Consider the following 17,287-nt stretch of genomic DNA (forward strand, 5'->3'; position numbering starts at 1 on the left):
GACCAACCCATGAAACGACTCGCGTTTTCCCTTTCTGCGACATTGGCGCTCGCGGCGCCGCTCTGGGCCGAGAGCAGCGACATCCTGATCATCGGCAACAGCGATCCGGGCATGCTGCAACGCCTGACCGGTGGCGGCGACCTGAGCGGCATACAGTCTGCGTTCGAGGCGCGTGGGGCTGAGGTCAGCCTGTCCAGCGGCGCCGATGCCGCCGCGATGCGCGCCGCGTTCCAGTCCTTTGCGCAGGGGCTGGATGCGACGACCGATGACATCGGCATCGTGCTTTCGGGGCGGATCGTGTCGACGATTGCCGGAAGCTATCTTCTGCCGGCTGAACTGTCCGAGGACATGACGCTGGCCGACGTTCTGACCGATGGGTTTCCTCTTGATGCCGCTTACGCCGTCGCGGCGCAGTATCCTGGCCGTGCGCTGATCGTGATCGGCGAGGTCGAAACCGACTGGGTGCTGCCCGACGGCCTGTCTCTTGCTCTGTCCGAGGCGGATATCCCGCAGGGTGTGACTGTCGCCATCGGCCCTGCCGGGGATGCCGCGCAGTTCGTCGACTCTCTGTCCGACGCTACGGGCGAGGATGTCTTGCCGCTGGCCCGCCGCGAAGGGCTGAGCCTGATGGGCTTTGTGCCCAGCGAACTGCCTCTGTTTGCGGGCAGCGATGTCGATCTGCCGCAGGTGACACCGGACACCGGCTCCGACGCCCGCGCTGCGGCCGAAGCTGCGGCGTGGGACAGGGCCGTCGCGGCTGATACCGAAGCCGGATACGACACCTATCTGGCCGCCTTTCCAAACGGCAAGAATGCCGGAGAAGCGCGCCAGCGCCTTGCAACCATCCGGTCCGAACCGTTCTACCGCGAGAAACAGGCCGAAGAAGACCTTGCCCTGTCCCGCGATGCACGGCGCGAGATCCAGCGCGACCTGTCTCTGCTGGGCTACAATACACGCGGTATCGACGGCATTTTCGGGCGCGGCACGCGCGGGGCTGTGACGACCTGGCAGACCGAGAACGGGCTCACCGCTTCGGGCTATCTGGATTCAGACCAGATCGCGCGGCTGGATGCACAGGCCGAACGGCGCGCCGCCGAACTTGAGGAGGAAGCGCGGCAGCGTCAGGCGCAACTGGAGCGGCAGGACCGGACCTTCTGGTCTGAAACCGGCGCACGTGGTGACGAAGCAGGGTTTCGCGCCTATCTCAAGCGGTTTCCGGACGGTATCTACGCCGAAGAAGCGCAATCCCGTCTGGATGCCATCGAAGAACAGCGCCGTGCGCAGGCCGAGGATCAGGACCGCCGCCGCTGGCAGCAGGCGCGCGAGATCGACACCGAGGCTGGGTATCGCGCCTATCTGGCCGAACGTCCGAACGGTGCCTTTGTCGAGGAAGCGCGGGCGCGGATCGATTATTTCCTCAACAATTCGGAACAGATCGAACTGCAGGAACGGGCACAAGCCGACGAGGCCGCGTTGGGCCTGAACCCCGCCGCCCGCCGTCTGGCCGAAGCGCGCCTTGCGGACCTGGGTCTGAAGCCCGGGGCTGTCGACGGGACGTTCGACGAAGAGGCCCGGCGCGCGATCCGCCGGTATCAGGACGCCCGCAATCTGCGGGTGTCGGGATATCTTGATCAGGCCACGGTGGTGCGGCTCATGGCCGACACGATCCTGCGCTGAGCCTCAGTCGAGATCGGTCCAGGGCCAGGGCTTCACGTTGCTGGCGGCGGTCTGGTAGCGTGCGGCCTTGGCGATCCAGATGCCAAGGTCCGTGCCGAATTCGGCCAGCCGTTCGTTGGGCTGCTTGTTGTTCGCCAGCATGATCACGAATTGCACCACGGTCATCACGCCCAGAACGGTCTGGGCCACTGAAATCATGATCGCGATCAGAATCATGTAGATCAGCCGTTCCAGCAGACCGTCGGTCTTGGCCGGTTCGTGCTGTTCGCCATGCAGGCGGCCCGAGACCTTGTCCTCGTCCGATGGTGTCATTCTACCGTTCCTTTCCGGTGCCCCATATGTCAGTCACGTATATATGGCCTTTCGGTCTAAAGCGCTAACCCGCTTCGACAGGAAAGTCGCTTGCAGAGCCCGGCGCGGTGCGCGACTCCTTGGGTTCACGCAAGACAAACGGACCCCAAGCAGGCCGTCATGCGTTGAGTCCGGAGTGAAAGGAGCATTCAAATGGGAACCCATACGATTGCCGCCCTGATCCTGCTGCCCTTTGCGGTGGCCTTCATTTACGCCGCGATCCACGAATACCGCAGGTACAAGACCGAGGGCCGGGCCAGCTATGGGCTGGTCTATGACGAGGAAACCGGCACGACCCATGTCACCGGAATTGCCGACCACGAAGAGTCCTATGACCCGGACGATTTCGATCCGGGCGCGGCCAACACCCGCGACACCGACGACGAAACAGAGGACAACGAGACGGAGGACGACGCGGACCGAAAGACCTGAGATCGGGCAGGGGCGGGCTTGCCGCTTCGGTCGCCTTGATCGAAAACAAAAAAGCCGTCCCGAAGGACGGCTTTTTCGCGCAATCTGCGTGTCCGCTCAGCCCTGACGGGCCTTGTACCGGCGCTGCGTCTTGTTGATCACGTAGACGCGGCCTTTACGGCGCACAACGCGGCAGTCGCGATGGCGGTTCTTCAGCGAACGAAGCGAGTTCTTGACCTTCATCGGGTCTCTCCTCTTATCGCGGCGCGCGAGCGCCTTGGTGGTTGCGGGTGCCCCGAACCGAAGTCCGAGACGGCGAATTCAATGGTGGGCGATACAAGGTTCGAACTTGTGACCCCTTCGATGTCAACGAAGTGCTCTACCACTGAGCTAATCGCCCTTTGAACCGACCCGATTCACGTACCCCAAATAAAAGGGGCGCGTGAAGCCGCGCCGGTGGAGCGGTCTATAAAAGGAGTCGGAACCGGGATCAAGGGCTTTGGTCAGAGAAAAAATCGGTCTATGTTGAGAGGCATAGGGAGAACATATGCCCAAAGTCGCGTACCACCTCGTTCAGCCGGAAGCGCACACCTCGCGAGTGGTGTTTGCTTCGCCACATTCCGGGCGTGACTACAGCTGGAATTTCCTCAGATACACCGCTTTGGACGAAGTGACGATCCGCTCGTCGGAAGATGCCTTTGTCGACCGCCTGTTCGACTGTGCGCCGCAATTCGGTGCACCATTCATCAAGGCAGGCGCGCCACGCGCCTATATCGATCTCAACCGATCCGCCGAAGAACTGGATCCTGCACTGATCGAAGGTGTGCGCCGACAGACCCACAACCCGCGCGTTGCATCGGGCCTTGGAGTCGTCCCGCGCGTCGTGGCCAATGGCCGCCCGATCTATCAGGGAAAGCTGCCTCTGGCCGAGGCGGAACGCCGCATCGCGCAGTTCTGGCATCCCTATCACGACCAGCTGCGCAAGCTGATCCAGCAGGCGCATGCCCGCTTTGGCGAGGCGATTCTCATCGATTGTCATTCCATGCCGCATGAGGCGCTGGATGGCGTGGCCAAATCCACCGCGCGGCGCCCGCAGATTGTTCTGGGCGACAGATTCGGTGCGTCGGCCAGCCAGACCGTCGTGGACCAGATCGAGGCGGCGTTCACCGATGCCGGTCTGATCGTCGCGCGCAATACGCCCTTTGCCGGGGCCTATATCACGCAGGCCTATGGCCGTCCGTCGCGGAACCAGCATGCCGTGCAGATCGAGATCGACCGATCCCTTTACATGGACGAACGCAGCATCCGGCCGAATGCGAATTTCCACAACTTCCGCAAACTTCTGCGCAGCGTGATTGCGGAAATCGCGGCGACCGGACAGGCCGAGGACATGCCGCTGGCGGCGGAATAAGGGTCAGTCGAAGAGCTGGGCAAGGGCCTGTTTCAGCGCCGCGTCTCGCGGAATGGTCAGGCGCACCGGAACGGTCAGCACCTTCATCCGGTAGCTCTGCGGCAAACGCACCGCGTCTTTTTCGGTTGTCACCAATTGCGCGCGGGCCGCCTGCGCGTCTTTTTCCAGACGTGCCAGAAGCGCGGTTGTCAGTGGCTGGTGATCTTCGAGCGCGCGGGTTTCCACCAAATCTGCGCCAAGATCGCGCAGCGTCAGAAAGAATTTCTCGGGATGGCCGATGCCTGCAAAGGCCAGACAGCGCAGCCCGTCCCAATCCATTCCGGTCTGCAAGGGCATCAGATGTCCGGTCAGGTGCGGCAGGGTGATGTCATCGCCCCACATCCGCGTGAAGTGCGCCTGCGCCTCGTCCGGGCCGATCGACAGGACGATGTCGGCGCGGGCCATGGCGGCGGCGACCGGTTCGCGCAGCGGCCCGGCCGGGATGCAGCGCCCATTGCCGAACCCCCGCGCGGCATCGACCACGATCAGAGACAGGTCCTTGGCAAGGCTCGGGTTCTGCAACCCGTCATCCATCATGATGACCTCGGCCCCGGCCTGCTTCGCGGCCTTGGCCCCGGCGGCCCTGTCCTTCGACACCCAGACAGGACCGAAAGCGGCCAGCAGCAGCGGTTCATCCCCGACGTCTTCGGCGCTGTGGACGCGCGGATCAACCTGCACCGGTCCCTCCAGAGAGCCCCCATAGCCGCGCGACACCACGTGCACGGATTTGCCCATGTCCGTCAGCATCTGCATCAGCGCAATCACCGTGGGCGTCTTCCCGGTGCCCCCGGCGTTCACGTTGCCGACGCAGATCACAGGCACTCCGACCCGATAGGGCAGGCCGGTTCCGAGCCGTCGGGCCGTGAGCGCGGCATAGACCGCCCCCAACGGTGCCAGAAGTCGCGCCCGGAGCCCCGGTGCGTCGCGTGGTGCATCCCAGAACGCCGGCGGTCTCATCGGCCCCCCTCAAGCGAATCAAGCCATTCATTGATCTGCCCGAGCACGAGGTCGGCTGTTTCCGCCCCTGCTGACACTACGTTCCATCCCGCATGGGCCATCGCGGCAGCACGGTCTGGCGCGATGAGATGTGTCACTGCGGCGCTGAGCGAATCCATGTCTTTCACGATCCGTGCCGCGCCTGCCGCGACGAGGCGCGAATACGACTCCAGATGGCGGCCGACATTGGGACCATAAAGAATGGCCGAACCCAGCGCTGCGGCCATCATCGGGGATTGGCCCCCCGTCTTTCCGGCGAGCGATCCTCCGAGAAAGCACAAGGGCGCCAGACGATACCACAGCCCCAATTCGCTGTCGTCGCCCGCCAGAAGAACCTGGGTGTTCTCGTCGGGCATGTCCCCGTTCTCCCACCGGGCAAGACGCAGGTCGATCTCGTGGCATTGCTCGGCGATGAACGGCTCGTCCTCGGCCTCGGCGGGAACGACGACCAGCAACAGACGATGCGCGAGGCGGGCCGCCCGACGATGTGCACGCAGCACCGCATCTGCTTCGTCGCGCTGGATATGCGCGCCCAGCCAGACCGGGCGGCCCGCCAGTGTGACGGTCAGTTCCTCGTGCAAGCCATCGGGGCTTGCGAGAGGAAACACCTCCGGTTCAAGCGGCGAGGTCACTTCGATCCGGTCATCGGGCACGCCAAGCCGCCGCATCCGCAAAGCCGCTTTCTTGTCCTGAGCGAGAATCGTGTGAAACAAACTCAGTGCCCCGGCCGATGCGTCGGGCAGGAACCGTTTGACAGGTTGCCGCCATGGCGCATCCGCCGCATCCGCCAGCAACAGATGCGCTCCGGACTGGGCCGTTTCGTGAATGAGCGCGGGGCGCAGGCCATTTCCGGTCCAGATCAGGATATCCGGCCGCCAGTGATCAAGAAAGCGATGCACGTCGCTGAGGGTCTCGGCGGGTGGTGCGCTGACGGTCTGGCCGTCCAGTGTCATCCCATCGACCGGGGTGGAATCGCAGGTCAGCAACAGGGCAAAATCCCCGCGCTGCTGGCGCAGACGCTTGATCAGCGTCAAGAGCGTCTCAAGCCGCGTACGCGTGTCGCTGTGCAGCCACAGAACCGGCCCCTTGGGGCGTTGCGGCCATTGCGCCGCTTCGGTGGTCAGGCGGTCAGACCCCCGCGCCAGCGCCAGATAGGCGGTCAGACTGAAGGGCCTTCGCGCCAAATGGATCAGTCCTGCGCCTCGGGGGACTGGGTGCTGGCGTCGATCAGTTTCTGCAGATCCCCCAGGAAATAACGCATATGCGCATTGTCCACCGTGCGCTGCGCTTCGGTCTTCCACGCGTCGTACGCGGTTTTGCGATCGGGGAAGATGCCGACGATATGGATGTTCTGCGGATCCTTGAACACGTTCTCCGACGGCGTCACCAATTCGCCGCCAAAGACGATGTGCAGATGCTGGGCCATGGGGCGCTCCTTCCGTTCTGCGGTGCGGCCAACCTAAGAAGCTGACCCGCAGGGTCAAGGTGATTAGGGCAGGCGCTGGGCGATCAATCCCTTGATGGCGCGGGCATGCTCGGCAGTGGCGCCGCAGACATCTTCGGTCAGGGCCTTTGCCCGGTCGATCAGCGCATCGCCCTCGACGATCTCGTCGATCAGACCCCAGGTCAGCGCCTCATCGGTCGCGATCTTCTGCCCTGCCATCAGGATCATCTTGGCACGTGACGGCCCGACGAGGGCCGACAGGCGCGCCGGATCCGATGGCTGCGGCAGGAAGCCCAGCTTCATCACCGGGTAGAATACCTTGGTGCCCGGTACCGCGATGCGCAGGTCGCAGGCCAGCACCATCCCCATCGCGCCCCCGGCAACCGTGCCGTTGAGTGCGGCGATCGTCAGGCCTGGATGCCGGGCGATGGCGCCGGACAGCCGCTCCCAAAGCGGGCTCAGCGCCAGACCGGCCTTGGCTGCCTCGAGATCGGCTCCGGCGGAAAACACCTTGCCGACACCGGTCAGAATGACCGCACGCGCGCTCCGCGCCTCTTCGACACCGACGCACAGCGCCTCCAGCATCTCTCCGGTCAGCGAATTGGCTTTGTCGGGGCGGTTGATCGTCAGCACGCAGAGCGTGCCGTCATTCTGAACCTCGATCATATCAGTCCCACCGCCTTGCGAATACCTTCGTCCCGAAGCGAGATTTCCTCGCCCAGATAGGCATCGGCCTCGGGAGTGCACATCCACAGGAGCGCCTTGGCCGGCCAATCGGCCGGGATGTGATCGGACCAGTCAAGCTGGCTCACCGGGTTGATCCCGCTGGCCTTGATCTCGCGCTGCATCTGAGTGGCCACGGTGCCCGGCGACAGGCCCATCGCGCGGATGCCCTTGTCGCCCATTTCCTTGTGGAGGCTGCGCGTCAGCATGGCCGCCCCGGCCTTTGAGGCGCAGTAATGCGACCATGCCTCGACCGGATTGTGCGCCGCGCCGGAGCTCACCGTGAGAATGGTCCCGCCGCCGGCGACCTCCATCACCGGGAGCGCCGCGCGCATGCCGTGAAAGACGCCCTTGAGATTGATGTCGATCGCCTGCCCCCAGCCTTCGGGATCAGCCTCTTCCATGCGGGCGATGGGTTCGATCACACCGGCATTGTTGATCAGGATGTCGAGCCCGCCAAAGGCCGTGACGCAGTTTTCGACCGCCTGCGCCACTTCCCAATAGCGGCTGATGTCGCAGGGGATGGCCACGGCGGTCTGTCCGATCTCGCCCGCGAGGTCTGCGATGCTGTCAGCCGACCGTGCCACCAGCGCGACATTTGCGCCCGCATCGGCGAAAACCCGCGCAGCTTCGGCCCCGATGCCCCGGCTGGCCCCTGTGATCATTACGGTGCGCCCTGTCAAATCGGTCATTCTGTGGCCTCCCCATATCGTTCACAGCAGTGCTACTGCGGACGGAGGGCCGGGTCCACCCACTTGACCCTGTCCGGCAGGAGGTTGAAGCTGGCTTCGGGAATTTGAGAGATCAGGATATCATCATGCGTCGCATTCAACGCCTTTCATCATGCTCCGCACTGGCCCTTGTTCTGGCCAGCGGACCGGCTTTTGCCGACCTGACAGCGCCCCAGGTCTGGGATGGGCTGGAAGCCGCCCTGCAGGGCTTTGGCTATACCGTCAGCGCGACGGAAACGCCGACCGGCGCGGGGCTCGACGTGACCGATGTCCTCATGCGTTTTGAAGCGCCCGAAGATGACGCCACCGTCGAGATCGCGATCGAGTCGATCGAACTGGTCGAGAACGCCGACGGGTCCGTGTCGATGGCCTTTCCCGCGTCCATGCCGATCAGCATCGACGCCGCACCTGAGGGCGAGGATGCGGTGAGCATGGTGATCGACTACGGCAATACCGGGCTGGAGCTTGTCGTGTCGGGGGCGCCAGGGAACATGACCTATAACTACAGCGCCGATCAGTTGTCTCTGACCCTGGCCGAGCTTGATATCAACGGCGAACCGGTCGGTCGGGACGAAGCGCGCTTTGACCTTGTGTTCGATACGGTCGCCGGGTCCACCGTCACCGCCACGGCCGAGGGCACCGGGATCACCCAGACCGTTCAGGCCGCGTCGGCCAGCTATGATTTCGCCTTCAACGATCCCGCATCCGATGATGCGGCGCTGATCTCGGGCTCCATGACAAACCTCTTTGCCACGAGCGAGACCATGCTGCCCGAAGGGTTCGATCCAGAGGACCCGCAGGCTCTGGCGGCAGGTGGGTTCTTGGTCACTGGCACGCTGGGCTATGCGGCAGGCGAGATGCAGTTCGCGGCCACCGAACCCGCAGGCACGACCTCCGGGACCACTCGGACCGGGTCGGTGGAGTTCGACTTTGCGATGGACGGATCGGCATTGCGCTATGATGTGATTGCCACGGATCAGGCGATCACGCTGTCCGGTCCCGAACTGCCCCTGCCGGTCGATATCAGCCTGTCCGAGAGCGCCTTCCGCTTCACCGCACCGATCGCGGAAGCCGAAGAGCCGCAGGACATGGCCTTCGGTCTGGCCATCCGTGGCTTCGAGATGTCCGACGTCTTGTGGAATGTCTTTGATCCCGGTGCAGCGCTGCCCCGCGATCCGGCGACCATTGCGCTTGATCTGACCGGGCAGGTCACGCCCTTCGTCAACCTCTTCGATCCCGAGGCGATGGCCCGGCTTGAAGCCACCGGTCAGGTGCCCGGAGAGTTGAACAGCGTGACTCTCAATGACCTCACGGTCGAACTGGCAGGGGCAAAGCTGGGCGGAACCGGAGCCTTTACCTTTGACAATGACGATCTGCAGACTTTCGAAGGTTTTCCCCGCCCGAATGGCGAGGTGAACCTCACCCTCGACGGGGCGAATGCGCTGATCGACAAGCTGATCGCCATGGGGCTGCTGACCAACGAGGACGCGATGGGCGCGCGGATGATGATGGGGATGTTCGCGGTGCCGGGGGACGGGCCGGACAGCCTAAAGTCATCACTCACCATCAACGATCAGGGGCATATCCTCGCGAACGGCATGCGGATTCAGTAACCCTTTGACAAGGGCCGCGTTTGCGTCAACGCAAACGCGGCGATGCGTCGACGCATCGCCCCCTTACCGTCGGAGCGCCGGCAAACCCACGCCGGTCGACTCGAACCCGCCATCCGCCGCGATCACTTGGCCGGTGACGTAGGATGCCCTGTCCGAGCATAGGAAGGTGATCACCTCGGCGATCTCCCGCTCCGACCCGTAGCGGTTCAGCGGGATCGCATCGTGATAGGCGTCGATGATCTCTTGCGTGTGCACCGCCATCGCCAGCTTGGTCCGCACCGGGCCGGGGCAGACGCAGTTGACGCGGATGCCGTATTCACCCAGTTCCGCCGCGTGCTGCTTTGTGAGATGGATCACCGCGGCCTTCGACGTGCCATAAGCCACCCGCAGGGTCGAGGCGCGCAGCCCGCTGATCGACCCGATATTGACGATACTGCCCCGGCTGGCCTTGAGCGCGCGCGTTGCCGCCTGCGTGCACAGGAACACCCCGTCCAGATTGGTCGCCATCACCCGTCGCCAGCCTTCGAAATCTGTCTCTTCGACGGGGCCGAACTCTGCCACACCCGCATTGTTGACCAGCGCATCAACCCGCCCCGCCCAGTCGAGCGTCCGGGTGGCCATCGCCTCCGCGTCTTCGGGCTTTGACACATCTAGCGGCAGCAACAGCGTGTCCGGAACGCCCTCCTGCTTTGCCAGTTCCTCTGCATCGCGGTCCAGAAGCGCCACGCGCCAGCCCTGTTCAAGAAACAGCCTCGCCGTGGCCAAACCGATGCCGCGCGCGGCCCCGGTCACGATTGCGCAGTTCTGGTCCATGCCGTCCTCCCCGTTTGCTCAATCTCTGGCATGGGGCGCGGGCGCTGTCACGCAGGAAGAGGCCGGATCACCCCGCCATCAGATCGGGCAGGTCGCCGTTCAACCCGGCAGCTTCGCGGATGAAGGTGCGCCGTGCGCCGGGGATCGCGTTGATCGCTGCCATGCCCAGATCGCGCCCGGCCCGCAGGATCGGATTGTCGTTCGAGAACAACCGGTTGAACGCATCCGTCGCCGTCAGCAACGTCGCTGTATCAAACCGCCGCCACTGTTCATAGCGGTCCAGAACGAAGGGGCTGGCGAAATCCTCACCGCGCCGGACCGCATGGCCGATGACATGCGCCAAGGCCGCCACATCGCGCAGCCCCGCGTTCAGTCCTTGCCCGGCAATCGGGTGCATCCCGTGCGCGGCATCGCCCACCAGCGCCAGACGGTCCCCGATGAACCGGTTGGCCAGTGTCAGACCAAGCGGATAGGTGAATCGCTCGCCAGCCAGAGAAATCTCGCCCAGAAAATCCCCGAAACGCGGGCGCAGAACGGTCAGGTAATCGTCTTCCGGCAGCGCGTTGATCTCTTCCGCCAGCCCGCGCTTTTCGCTCCAGACAATCGACGACCGATTGCCCGTCAGCGGCAGGATCGCCAGTGGGCCGGCGGGCATGAAAAGCTGATGCGCAACGCCACCATGTGGTTTTTCATGCGCAATCGCGCAGACCAATGCGGTCTGATTGTAGTCCCAGGCGGTGCGCCGAATGCCCGCGCGCTGCCCGGTGCCGGTCTGGCGGCCATCCGCCCCGACGATCATCTGCCCGTCCAGCACCCCACCCGAGGCCAACGTCACCGAGGCCGCCGTTGCGCTTATGGTCTGATCGACCACGGTTTCTCCTGCCAGATGCGTCACCAGTGGCTCTGCCGCGATCGCCTCAAGCAACGCGCGTCGCAGATACCGGTCTTCGAGCATGTGGCCCATCGGGCCTTCCTCGATCTCGGCGCTGTTGAAATGCAGGCCCAGAAACACTTCGGCATCTCCTGCGCGCCCGTCGCTGACCTTGATTTCGGTCATTGGTTGCGCGTTCGCCTTCAACCCGTCCCACAGGCCCAAGGCGTTCAGCATCCGCACCGACGCCAAAGCCAGCGCATAGGACCGCCCGTCGAAATTGTCGCTGCGCCGCGTGCCTTCGGGACGGGCGTCGATGACGGTGCTCGACAGGCCCGCCTTGGCAGCGGCAAGAGCCAGCGTCGGACCGTTCAGCCCGCCGCCGACGATCAGAAGATCGGAGCGTGTGTTCATGCGGCGCAATATGGAGGCGCGGCCGGGATTGTCCATGCGCTTCTCTGCCGCTACCGTTCGCGCCGAACACGTGGGCAGGAGCACAAGACATGAGCGCATGGCAGGGAATGACGGCAGCCGATCTGGGGCGTGGGATCGGCAAAGGAGAGATTGATCCGGTCGATCTGGCTCAGCTCTTTCTCGATGCCGTCGAACGCCATGAATACGGCACGCGCATCTATGCCCGCCTGACCCCCGAGCGCGCCATGGCCGAGGCCACAGCCGCGCGGGAGCGCGCCCGGCTCAAGCTGCGCCGGTCTCCGCTGGATGGTGTGCCGATCAGTTGGAAAGACCTCTTTGATACGGCAGGCGTTCCGACGGAGTCGGGCTCGCAACTGCTCAAGGGCCGCACGCCCGATGCGGATGCCGAGGTTCTGCAGGCGGCCACCCATCAGGGTCTGGTCTGTCTTGGCAAGACGCATATGAGCGAACTGGCCTTTTCCGGTCTTGGCCTGAACCCCAAGACCGCCACGCCGCCGAATATCCACAATCCCGAAAACGCACCCGGTGGGTCGTCCTCCGGGGCGGCGACCTCGGTCGCATTCGGTCTTGCTCCGGCCGCCATCGGGTCGGACACCGGTGGATCGGTGCGGGTGCCTGCCGCGTGGAATGACCTCGTCGGCCTCAAGACCACGTCGGGCGTCCTCAGCATCAAGGGTGCGGTTCCGCTGGCTGCCAAATTCGATACCGTCGGGCCGCTTTGTAAAACCGTTGAGGATGCAGCGCTCCTTTTCGCCATGATGAAGGGCGAGGCGCCCATCGACATGGCACCGACATCGCTCAAGGGCAAACGGTTCGCAGTTCTGACGACCACTGCGCTTGACGACCTCCGGGATGACCCGCGCGCGGGGTTCGATGCCGCCGTTGCGCGCTTCCGTTCAGCTGGCGCCGAGATCGTCGATCTGGCCATTCCCGAAGTCGAGACAGGCATCGCCCTCGCACCGATCATCTACGGCCCCGAAGCCTATGGCACATGGAAAGACGTGATCGAGGCCAATCCCGACCTGATGTTCGCGGAAATCCTCGCCCGGTTCCGGTCAGGCAAGGATTTTTCCGCAGCGGATTATGTTGCGGCCTGGCACACGCTGGACCGCTGCCGCGCGATCTATCTCGAAGCGACCGCCGACTTCGATGCGGTGCTCTGCCCGACCAGCCCAATCACCCCGCCCAGCGTTGAACGGCTGCTGACCGACAGCGCGTATTACGTGACCGAGAACCTGCTTACCCTGCGCAACACGCGGATCGGCAACATGATGGGGCTTTGCGCGCTGACCTTGCCGACGGGGACTCCCTGCTGTGGCGTGACGCTCATGGCGGATCCGGGCGCGGAGCGGCGGCTTCTGAGGCTGGGACTCGCGGCCGAGGCGGCGCTGGCCTGAACCTTGGCCTGAAAGCCACAACCGACTGATCCCTGCGCTCTTTTTCTGGACGCACCCGCCCTTGCTATGTAATTTGGCTGCAAAGAGGGCGCGAACGACCCTCAATCTGAGGCAGTATTGGCATGTTTCCCGACCGGTTCTCGAACCTTCCGGCTTATGCGTTCCCGCGTCTGCGCGCCCTGTTGGACGTGCACGAACCGGGTGGTCCCGTCGTGCACATGACGATCGGAGAGCCGAAACACGCGTTCCCCGCATGGATTTCCGACATCCTGGCTCAGAACATCGCCGGGTTTAACAAATACCCGCCGAACGAAGGCACCCCCGAACTGCGCGGCGCGATCCGCGACTGGGTGCAGCGCCGCTACGGTGTTGCCCTTGATGCCGACACGCAGATCATGGCGCTGAATGGCACCCGCGAAGGGCTCTATAACGTCGGGATGGCGTTGTGTCCCGAGACCAGGAATGGCGCGAAGCCGGCTGTTCTGATGCCGAACCCGTTTTATCAGGTCTATCTGATTTCTGCGATTTCCGTGGCCGCTGAACCGGTCTTCGTGAACGCGACCGACGCAACCGGCCATCTGCCCGATTTCGAAGGCCTGCCGGAAGACGTGCTGAAGCGCACTGCGCTGGCCTATATCTGTTCCCCGGCCAACCCGCAGGGCACCGTGGCCGACCGCGATTACTGGGAACGGTTGATCAACCTTGCGGAAAGGCACGATTTCCAGATCCTCGCTGATGAATGCTACTCCGAGATCTACCGCGACACGCCCCCTGTGGGCGCGTTGCAGGTCGCGCAGGAGATGGGGGCCAACCCCGAACGTGTGGTGATCTTCCACTCGCTCTCCAAACGCTCCAACCTGCCCGGTCTGCGATCCGGGTTTGTCGCCGGTGGGCCTGAATCGATCAAACGCATCCAGCAATTGCGCAACTATTCCGGCGCACCGCTGCCCCTGCCGCTGCAAGCGGTGGCCGAGGCGGTCTGGAACGACGAGGCCCATGTAACGGAAAACCGCGCGCTCTATGCCGAAAAGTACGATCTGGCCGACCGTATTTTCGGCAATGTGCCGGGCTACAGGTCCCCACAGGCGGGGTTCTTCCTATGGCTGCCGGTCGAGGATGGCGAGGCCGCGGCCCTCAAGCTCTGGAAAGCCACCGGCGTCCGCGTGCTGCCCGGGGCTTACCTGTCGCAGGACACAGAGGCCGGGAACCCCGGCAAAGGCTATATCCGGGTCGCCATGGTGGCCCCAAAAGACGAAACCGAACGCGGCCTGACGCAGATCAGGGACTGCCTTTACGGCGGTGAAGACCAATAAAGAGGCGAACGATGGCATATCAGGCGCGGGGGCGGGACCCCCTCTTTGACAGCAACATGCAGGCTGCGCTGGAAAAGCGCGGCAAGGAGCTCGGTGGCTTCGTCCTGATGGCGCTGGGGGCGATGGCCGCCGCGATGATCTATTCGTACTCGCCACAGGACCCAAGCTGGCTGTCCGCCACCGATGCCCCCGTTCAGAACTGGCTCGGTCGGGCAGGGGCCTCGGTCGCAGCGCCCTTGTTCATGATCGTCGGCTGGGCAAGCTGGGGTCTCGCGCTGGTCCTGCTGGTCTGGGGCGCGCGCTTTGCCCTGCACCGGGGCGAAGAACGCGCGCTGTCCTGTCTCATTTTTGCGCCGATCTGGGTGGCCTTGGCCGCCGTCTATGCCGCTGGCGTGCCGGAAAACAGCACATGGACCCACAGCTTTGGCTTGGGTGGTCTGTTCGGCGACATGATGATGGGGTCGATCCTGACGATCTTGCCACTGGGCACCACATTCGCGCTCAAGCTCATGATGCTCCTGCTGGGCGGTGTCGTTCTTGTGATGGGCGCTTTTGTCCTTGGCTTCACCCGTCTTGAATTGTCGCGCCTTGCCCGGTTCCTGCTGGTCGGTGTGATCATGGTCTATGCCACGATGCTCAACCTTCTGGGCAAAGGCGCGTCCGGTGCGCTGGTCGCCGCGCGCCAGATGCAGGCGAAAAACGCCGAACGCCGCGCGATCCGTGCGCAGGAAAAGGCTGAAGCCGCAGAATGGGCCGCCGCACAAGAGGCCGTGCGGCCCGAACCGCGTGTTACACGTATCGCGGCCAAGGCAGCACCTGCGACCTATCCAGAAGACGACCTGATCGACGATCCCTATCCTGCACCCGCACCGCAGAAGACAGGCTTCCTGTCCAAGATGCCGTCGCTGATCCGCCGCGCCGATCCCGAGCCGGAACTGGTCGAGACATGGCCCACCGGAGACCTGCCAGAGACCCTGCCAGGGGATGATCGCGTGCGTGCGAAGATTGCCGACGCCATCAAATCGCGCGTGCGTCAGATGCCCGCGGCAACGGCGGCGGCCACCGCACCCCTGACCAAGGGACGCGGCCGCCGGCCCGACCCGCTGATCTTCAAGCCTGCGCCGCAGCTGCCGCCAGAGCCGCCTGTGACGGCCCGCGCCGCAGCGACTTTGCGGGCCGAACCGCCGGTGACCGCTCCCAAACCGGCTGCCTACCAGCCGGTGCCTCAGGCACCAGCCTACGAGGACGATCCCGAGAACATCTTCGACGACATGACCGACTGGGACGATTACGGCGAAGACACGCAGGCCTACGCGCCTGTGCCGCCCGCTCCGCCCGTGGTGCCGCAGCCTGAGGCGCGCAAGGTGGTCCAGCAACCGCAGCGCAAACCGCTCCAGCCGTCCAAGCGCGCGCAGCAGGAAGCGCAGCCGCAACTGCAATTCGAGGACAAGCAGGTCGATTACGACCTGCCGCCGCTGGGCCTTCTCATGGACCCGGCCAATATCGAACGTCACCACCTGAGCGACGAAGCGCTTGAGGAAAACGCCCGCATGCTCGAGGCGGTGCTCGATGATTACGGCGTGAAGGGCGAGATCGTCAGCGTCCGCCCCGGTCCCGTTGTCACCATGTACGAGCTTGAACCCGCGCCGGGCCTCAAGGCGTCCCGCGTGATCGGTCTGGCAGACGACATCGCGCGCTCCATGTCTGCACTCTCCGCCCGTGTCTCCACCGTGCCGGGCCGCAGCGTGATCGGTATCGAACTGCCCAATGAGAAGCGCGAGATGGTCAGCTTCCGCGAGATCCTCTCGACCCGCGACTATGGCGACGGTACCCAGAAACTGCCGCTCGCCTTGGGCAAGGATATCGGCGGCGATCCGGTTGTCGCCAACCTTGCCAAGATGCCCCACCTGCTGATCGCGGGGACCACCGGGTCGGGGAAATCCGTGGCGATCAATACCATGATCCTGTCGCTGCTGTACAAGCTGACGCCCGCCGATCTGCGGCTTGTGATGATCGACCCCAAGATGCTGGAACTTTCCGTCTATGACGGCATCCCGCACCTCCTGTCGCCCGTTGTGACCGATCCGAAAAAGGCGGTTGTCGCCCTGAAATGGGTCGTGGGCGAGATGGAAGACCGCTATCGCAAGATGTCCAAGATGGGCGTGCGCAACATCGACGGCTACAACGGCCGTGTCGCCGACGCCCTGAGCCGTGGCGAAATGTTCGAACGCACCGTCCAAACCGGCTTTGACGACGAAACCGGCGAGCCGATCTTCGAGACCGAGGAAATCCAGCCCGTCAAAATGCCCTATATCGTCGTCATCGTCGACGAGATGGCCGACCTGATGATGGTCGCGGGCAAGGAAATCGAAGCCTGCATTCAGCGCCTCGCCCAGATGGCACGCGCCTCGGGCATCCACCTGATCATGGCGACACAGCGCCCGTCTGTCGACGTCATCACCGGCACGATCAAGGCAAACTTCCCAACCCGGATCTCGTTCCAGGTCACCTCGAAGATCGACAGCCGCACCATCCTTGGCGAAATGGGGGCCGAACAACTGCTGGGGCAGGGCGACATGCTCTACATGGCCGGTGGCTCCAAGATCATCCGCTGCCATGGCCCGTTCGTGTCCGACGAAGAGGTCGAGGAAATCGTCACCCACCTCAAGGCGTACGGCCCGCCGGAATATGTCAGCGGCGTTGTGCAGGGTCCGGATGACGAAAAGGCCGACAATATCGACGCCGTTCTTGGCCTCAACACCGGCGGCAATACCGACAGCGAAGACGCGCTCTACGATCAGGCCGTCGCCATCGTGGTGCGCGACCGGAAGTGTTCGACCTCCTACATCCAACGCAAGCTGGCCATCGGGTACAACAAGGCCGCGCGGCTGGTCGAACAGATGGAAGAAGAGGGCGTCGTCACTGCGGCCAACCATGTCGGCAAACGCGAAATTCTTGTTCCGGAACAGTAAGGCTTGGTCTGTGCCGGGCGTCTGCCCGGCATCCCGTATCGGCAATAATCCCCGCTGCTATCGCATAACACCGGCTTGCTTGCCATATAG

16 protein-coding genes and 1 tRNA gene are annotated in these 17,287 nt (G+C 64.0%); 7 read left to right on the forward strand and 10 right to left on the reverse strand.

Translation table 11 applies throughout. The features are described from left to right. Positions 1 to 9: 9 nt before the first annotated feature. Positions 10 to 1,677 carry a peptidoglycan-binding domain-containing protein gene (locus tag MRY75_RS00710; protein WP_292305225.1) on the forward strand — a complete coding sequence of 556 codons (1,668 nt, stop codon included), beginning with the start codon at positions 10 to 12 and terminating at the stop codon, positions 1,675 to 1,677. A 3-nt stretch (positions 1,678 to 1,680) separates the two neighbouring features. On the opposite strand, the gene MRY75_RS00715 is transcribed toward MRY75_RS00710, so the two are convergent. Continuing rightward, positions 1,681 to 1,989: a DUF4389 domain-containing protein gene (locus MRY75_RS00715; RefSeq protein WP_292305226.1), complete on the reverse strand. Its 309-nt coding sequence runs from the start codon at positions 1,987 to 1,989 to the stop codon at positions 1,681 to 1,683. Positions 1,990 to 2,181: 192 nt separating this feature from the next. Here MRY75_RS00715 and MRY75_RS00720 point away from each other — a divergent pair, with 192 nt between their 5' ends. Next, the gene (locus tag MRY75_RS00720) at positions 2,182 to 2,460 is read left to right on the forward strand and encodes a hypothetical protein (RefSeq protein ID WP_292305227.1); all 279 of its coding nucleotides are present in this window, start codon (positions 2,182 to 2,184) and stop codon (positions 2,458 to 2,460) included. A gap of 96 nt (positions 2,461 to 2,556) precedes the next feature. Here MRY75_RS00720 and ykgO read toward each other — a convergent pair whose 3' ends face one another. Beyond that, on the reverse strand, positions 2,557 to 2,682 hold the full coding sequence (gene ykgO / locus MRY75_RS00725; protein WP_109464916.1) for a type B 50S ribosomal protein L36: 126 nt from the start codon (positions 2,680 to 2,682) through the stop codon (positions 2,557 to 2,559). An 82-nt stretch (positions 2,683 to 2,764) separates the two neighbouring features. Continuing rightward, positions 2,765 to 2,839 (reverse strand) — tRNA-Val (locus MRY75_RS00730). A gap of 147 nt (positions 2,840 to 2,986) precedes the next feature. Here MRY75_RS00730 and MRY75_RS00735 point away from each other — a divergent pair. Next, complete coding sequence (locus MRY75_RS00735; RefSeq protein WP_292305228.1) at positions 2,987 to 3,850, forward strand: N-formylglutamate amidohydrolase; 864 nt, start codon at positions 2,987 to 2,989, stop codon at positions 3,848 to 3,850. A 3-nt stretch (positions 3,851 to 3,853) separates the two neighbouring features. On the opposite strand, the gene lpxK is transcribed toward MRY75_RS00735, so the two are convergent. The 5 genes from lpxK to MRY75_RS00760 all read right to left on the reverse strand — a co-directional run bounded on the left by lpxK (position 3,854) and on the right by MRY75_RS00760 (position 7,744). Further along, positions 3,854 to 4,846, reverse strand: coding sequence for a tetraacyldisaccharide 4'-kinase (gene lpxK, locus MRY75_RS00740; RefSeq protein ID WP_292305229.1), 993 nt, complete (start codon positions 4,844 to 4,846; stop codon positions 3,854 to 3,856). Further along, positions 4,843 to 6,069: a glycosyltransferase N-terminal domain-containing protein gene (locus MRY75_RS00745; RefSeq protein WP_292305230.1), complete on the reverse strand. Its 1,227-nt coding sequence runs from the start codon at positions 6,067 to 6,069 to the stop codon at positions 4,843 to 4,845. The genes lpxK and MRY75_RS00745 overlap by 4 nt, the downstream gene beginning before the upstream one ends. Positions 6,070 to 6,074: 5 nt before the next feature. Then, positions 6,075 to 6,311, reverse strand: coding sequence for a DUF4170 domain-containing protein (locus MRY75_RS00750; RefSeq protein WP_292305231.1), 237 nt, complete (start codon positions 6,309 to 6,311; stop codon positions 6,075 to 6,077). 63 nt (positions 6,312 to 6,374) lie between these two features. Then, a complete protein-coding gene (locus tag MRY75_RS00755) occupies positions 6,375 to 6,995 on the reverse strand; it encodes an enoyl-CoA hydratase/isomerase family protein (RefSeq protein ID WP_292305232.1) in 621 nt (206 codons plus the stop codon). After that, the gene (locus MRY75_RS00760; protein ID WP_292305233.1) at positions 6,992 to 7,744 is read right to left on the reverse strand and encodes an SDR family oxidoreductase; all 753 of its coding nucleotides are present in this window, start codon (positions 7,742 to 7,744) and stop codon (positions 6,992 to 6,994) included. The genes MRY75_RS00755 and MRY75_RS00760 overlap by 4 nt, the downstream gene beginning before the upstream one ends. Before the next feature lie 125 nt (positions 7,745 to 7,869). Between MRY75_RS00760 and MRY75_RS00765 the strand changes: the two genes are divergently transcribed. Further along, positions 7,870 to 9,396 carry a DUF2125 domain-containing protein gene (locus MRY75_RS00765; RefSeq protein ID WP_292305234.1) on the forward strand — a complete coding sequence of 509 codons (1,527 nt, stop codon included), beginning with the start codon at positions 7,870 to 7,872 and terminating at the stop codon, positions 9,394 to 9,396. A gap of 63 nt (positions 9,397 to 9,459) precedes the next feature. Here MRY75_RS00765 and MRY75_RS00770 read toward each other — a convergent pair whose 3' ends face one another. Together MRY75_RS00770 and MRY75_RS00775 are read right to left on the reverse strand one after the other, a co-directional pair. Further along, positions 9,460 to 10,209: an SDR family oxidoreductase gene (locus MRY75_RS00770; RefSeq protein ID WP_292305235.1), complete on the reverse strand. Its 750-nt coding sequence runs from the start codon at positions 10,207 to 10,209 to the stop codon at positions 9,460 to 9,462. A gap of 67 nt (positions 10,210 to 10,276) precedes the next feature. Next, the gene (locus MRY75_RS00775) at positions 10,277 to 11,530 is read right to left on the reverse strand and encodes a UbiH/UbiF/VisC/COQ6 family ubiquinone biosynthesis hydroxylase (protein WP_292305236.1); all 1,254 of its coding nucleotides are present in this window, start codon (positions 11,528 to 11,530) and stop codon (positions 10,277 to 10,279) included. Between the two features lie 53 nt (positions 11,531 to 11,583). Between MRY75_RS00775 and MRY75_RS00780 the strand changes: the two genes are divergently transcribed. From MRY75_RS00780 to MRY75_RS00790, 3 genes are all read left to right on the forward strand, one after another. Continuing rightward, positions 11,584 to 12,912 carry an amidase gene (locus MRY75_RS00780; protein WP_292305237.1) on the forward strand — a complete coding sequence of 443 codons (1,329 nt, stop codon included), beginning with the start codon at positions 11,584 to 11,586 and terminating at the stop codon, positions 12,910 to 12,912. A 122-nt stretch (positions 12,913 to 13,034) separates the two neighbouring features. Continuing rightward, entirely contained in the window at positions 13,035 to 14,225 is a 1,191-nt protein-coding gene (locus MRY75_RS00785; RefSeq protein ID WP_292305238.1) for an aminotransferase class I/II-fold pyridoxal phosphate-dependent enzyme, read from the forward strand. 11 nt (positions 14,226 to 14,236) lie between these two features. Then, a complete protein-coding gene (locus MRY75_RS00790) occupies positions 14,237 to 17,197 on the forward strand; it encodes a DNA translocase FtsK (RefSeq protein ID WP_292305239.1) in 2,961 nt (986 codons plus the stop codon). The last annotated feature ends 90 nt before the right edge of the window (positions 17,198 to 17,287 follow it).

This window comes from Marivita sp., from assembly GCF_022763305.1.
GTDB lineage: Bacteria > Pseudomonadota > Alphaproteobacteria > Rhodobacterales > Rhodobacteraceae > Marivita.

Excerpts from the sequence above, each read along its gene's own strand:
- lpxK (WP_292305229.1), bottom strand. The coding sequence starts at position 4,846 with ATGAGACCGCCGGCGTTCTGGGATGCACCACGCGACGCACCGGGGCTC.
- MRY75_RS00775 (WP_292305236.1), bottom strand. The coding sequence starts at position 11,530 with ATGGACAATCCCGGCCGCGCCTCCATATTGCGCCGCATGAACACACGC.
- MRY75_RS00770 (WP_292305235.1), bottom strand. The coding sequence starts at position 10,209 with ATGGACCAGAACTGCGCAATCGTGACCGGGGCCGCGCGCGGCATCGGT.
- MRY75_RS00790 (WP_292305239.1), top strand. The coding sequence starts at position 14,237 with ATGGCATATCAGGCGCGGGGGCGGGACCCCCTCTTTGACAGCAACATG.
- MRY75_RS00765 (WP_292305234.1), top strand. The coding sequence starts at position 7,870 with ATGCGTCGCATTCAACGCCTTTCATCATGCTCCGCACTGGCCCTTGTT.
- MRY75_RS00780 (WP_292305237.1), top strand. The coding sequence starts at position 11,584 with ATGAGCGCATGGCAGGGAATGACGGCAGCCGATCTGGGGCGTGGGATC.
- MRY75_RS00760 (WP_292305233.1), bottom strand. The coding sequence starts at position 7,744 with ATGACCGATTTGACAGGGCGCACCGTAATGATCACAGGGGCCAGCCGG.
- MRY75_RS00720 (WP_292305227.1), top strand. The coding sequence starts at position 2,182 with ATGGGAACCCATACGATTGCCGCCCTGATCCTGCTGCCCTTTGCGGTG.
- MRY75_RS00755 (WP_292305232.1), bottom strand. The coding sequence starts at position 6,995 with ATGATCGAGGTTCAGAATGACGGCACGCTCTGCGTGCTGACGATCAAC.
- MRY75_RS00735 (WP_292305228.1), top strand. The coding sequence starts at position 2,987 with ATGCCCAAAGTCGCGTACCACCTCGTTCAGCCGGAAGCGCACACCTCG.
- MRY75_RS00710 (WP_292305225.1), top strand. The coding sequence starts at position 10 with ATGAAACGACTCGCGTTTTCCCTTTCTGCGACATTGGCGCTCGCGGCG.
- ykgO (WP_109464916.1), bottom strand. The coding sequence starts at position 2,682 with ATGAAGGTCAAGAACTCGCTTCGTTCGCTGAAGAACCGCCATCGCGAC.
- MRY75_RS00715 (WP_292305226.1), bottom strand. The coding sequence starts at position 1,989 with ATGACACCATCGGACGAGGACAAGGTCTCGGGCCGCCTGCATGGCGAA.
- MRY75_RS00750 (WP_292305231.1), bottom strand. The coding sequence starts at position 6,311 with ATGGCCCAGCATCTGCACATCGTCTTTGGCGGCGAATTGGTGACGCCG.
- MRY75_RS00785 (WP_292305238.1), top strand. The coding sequence starts at position 13,035 with ATGTTTCCCGACCGGTTCTCGAACCTTCCGGCTTATGCGTTCCCGCGT.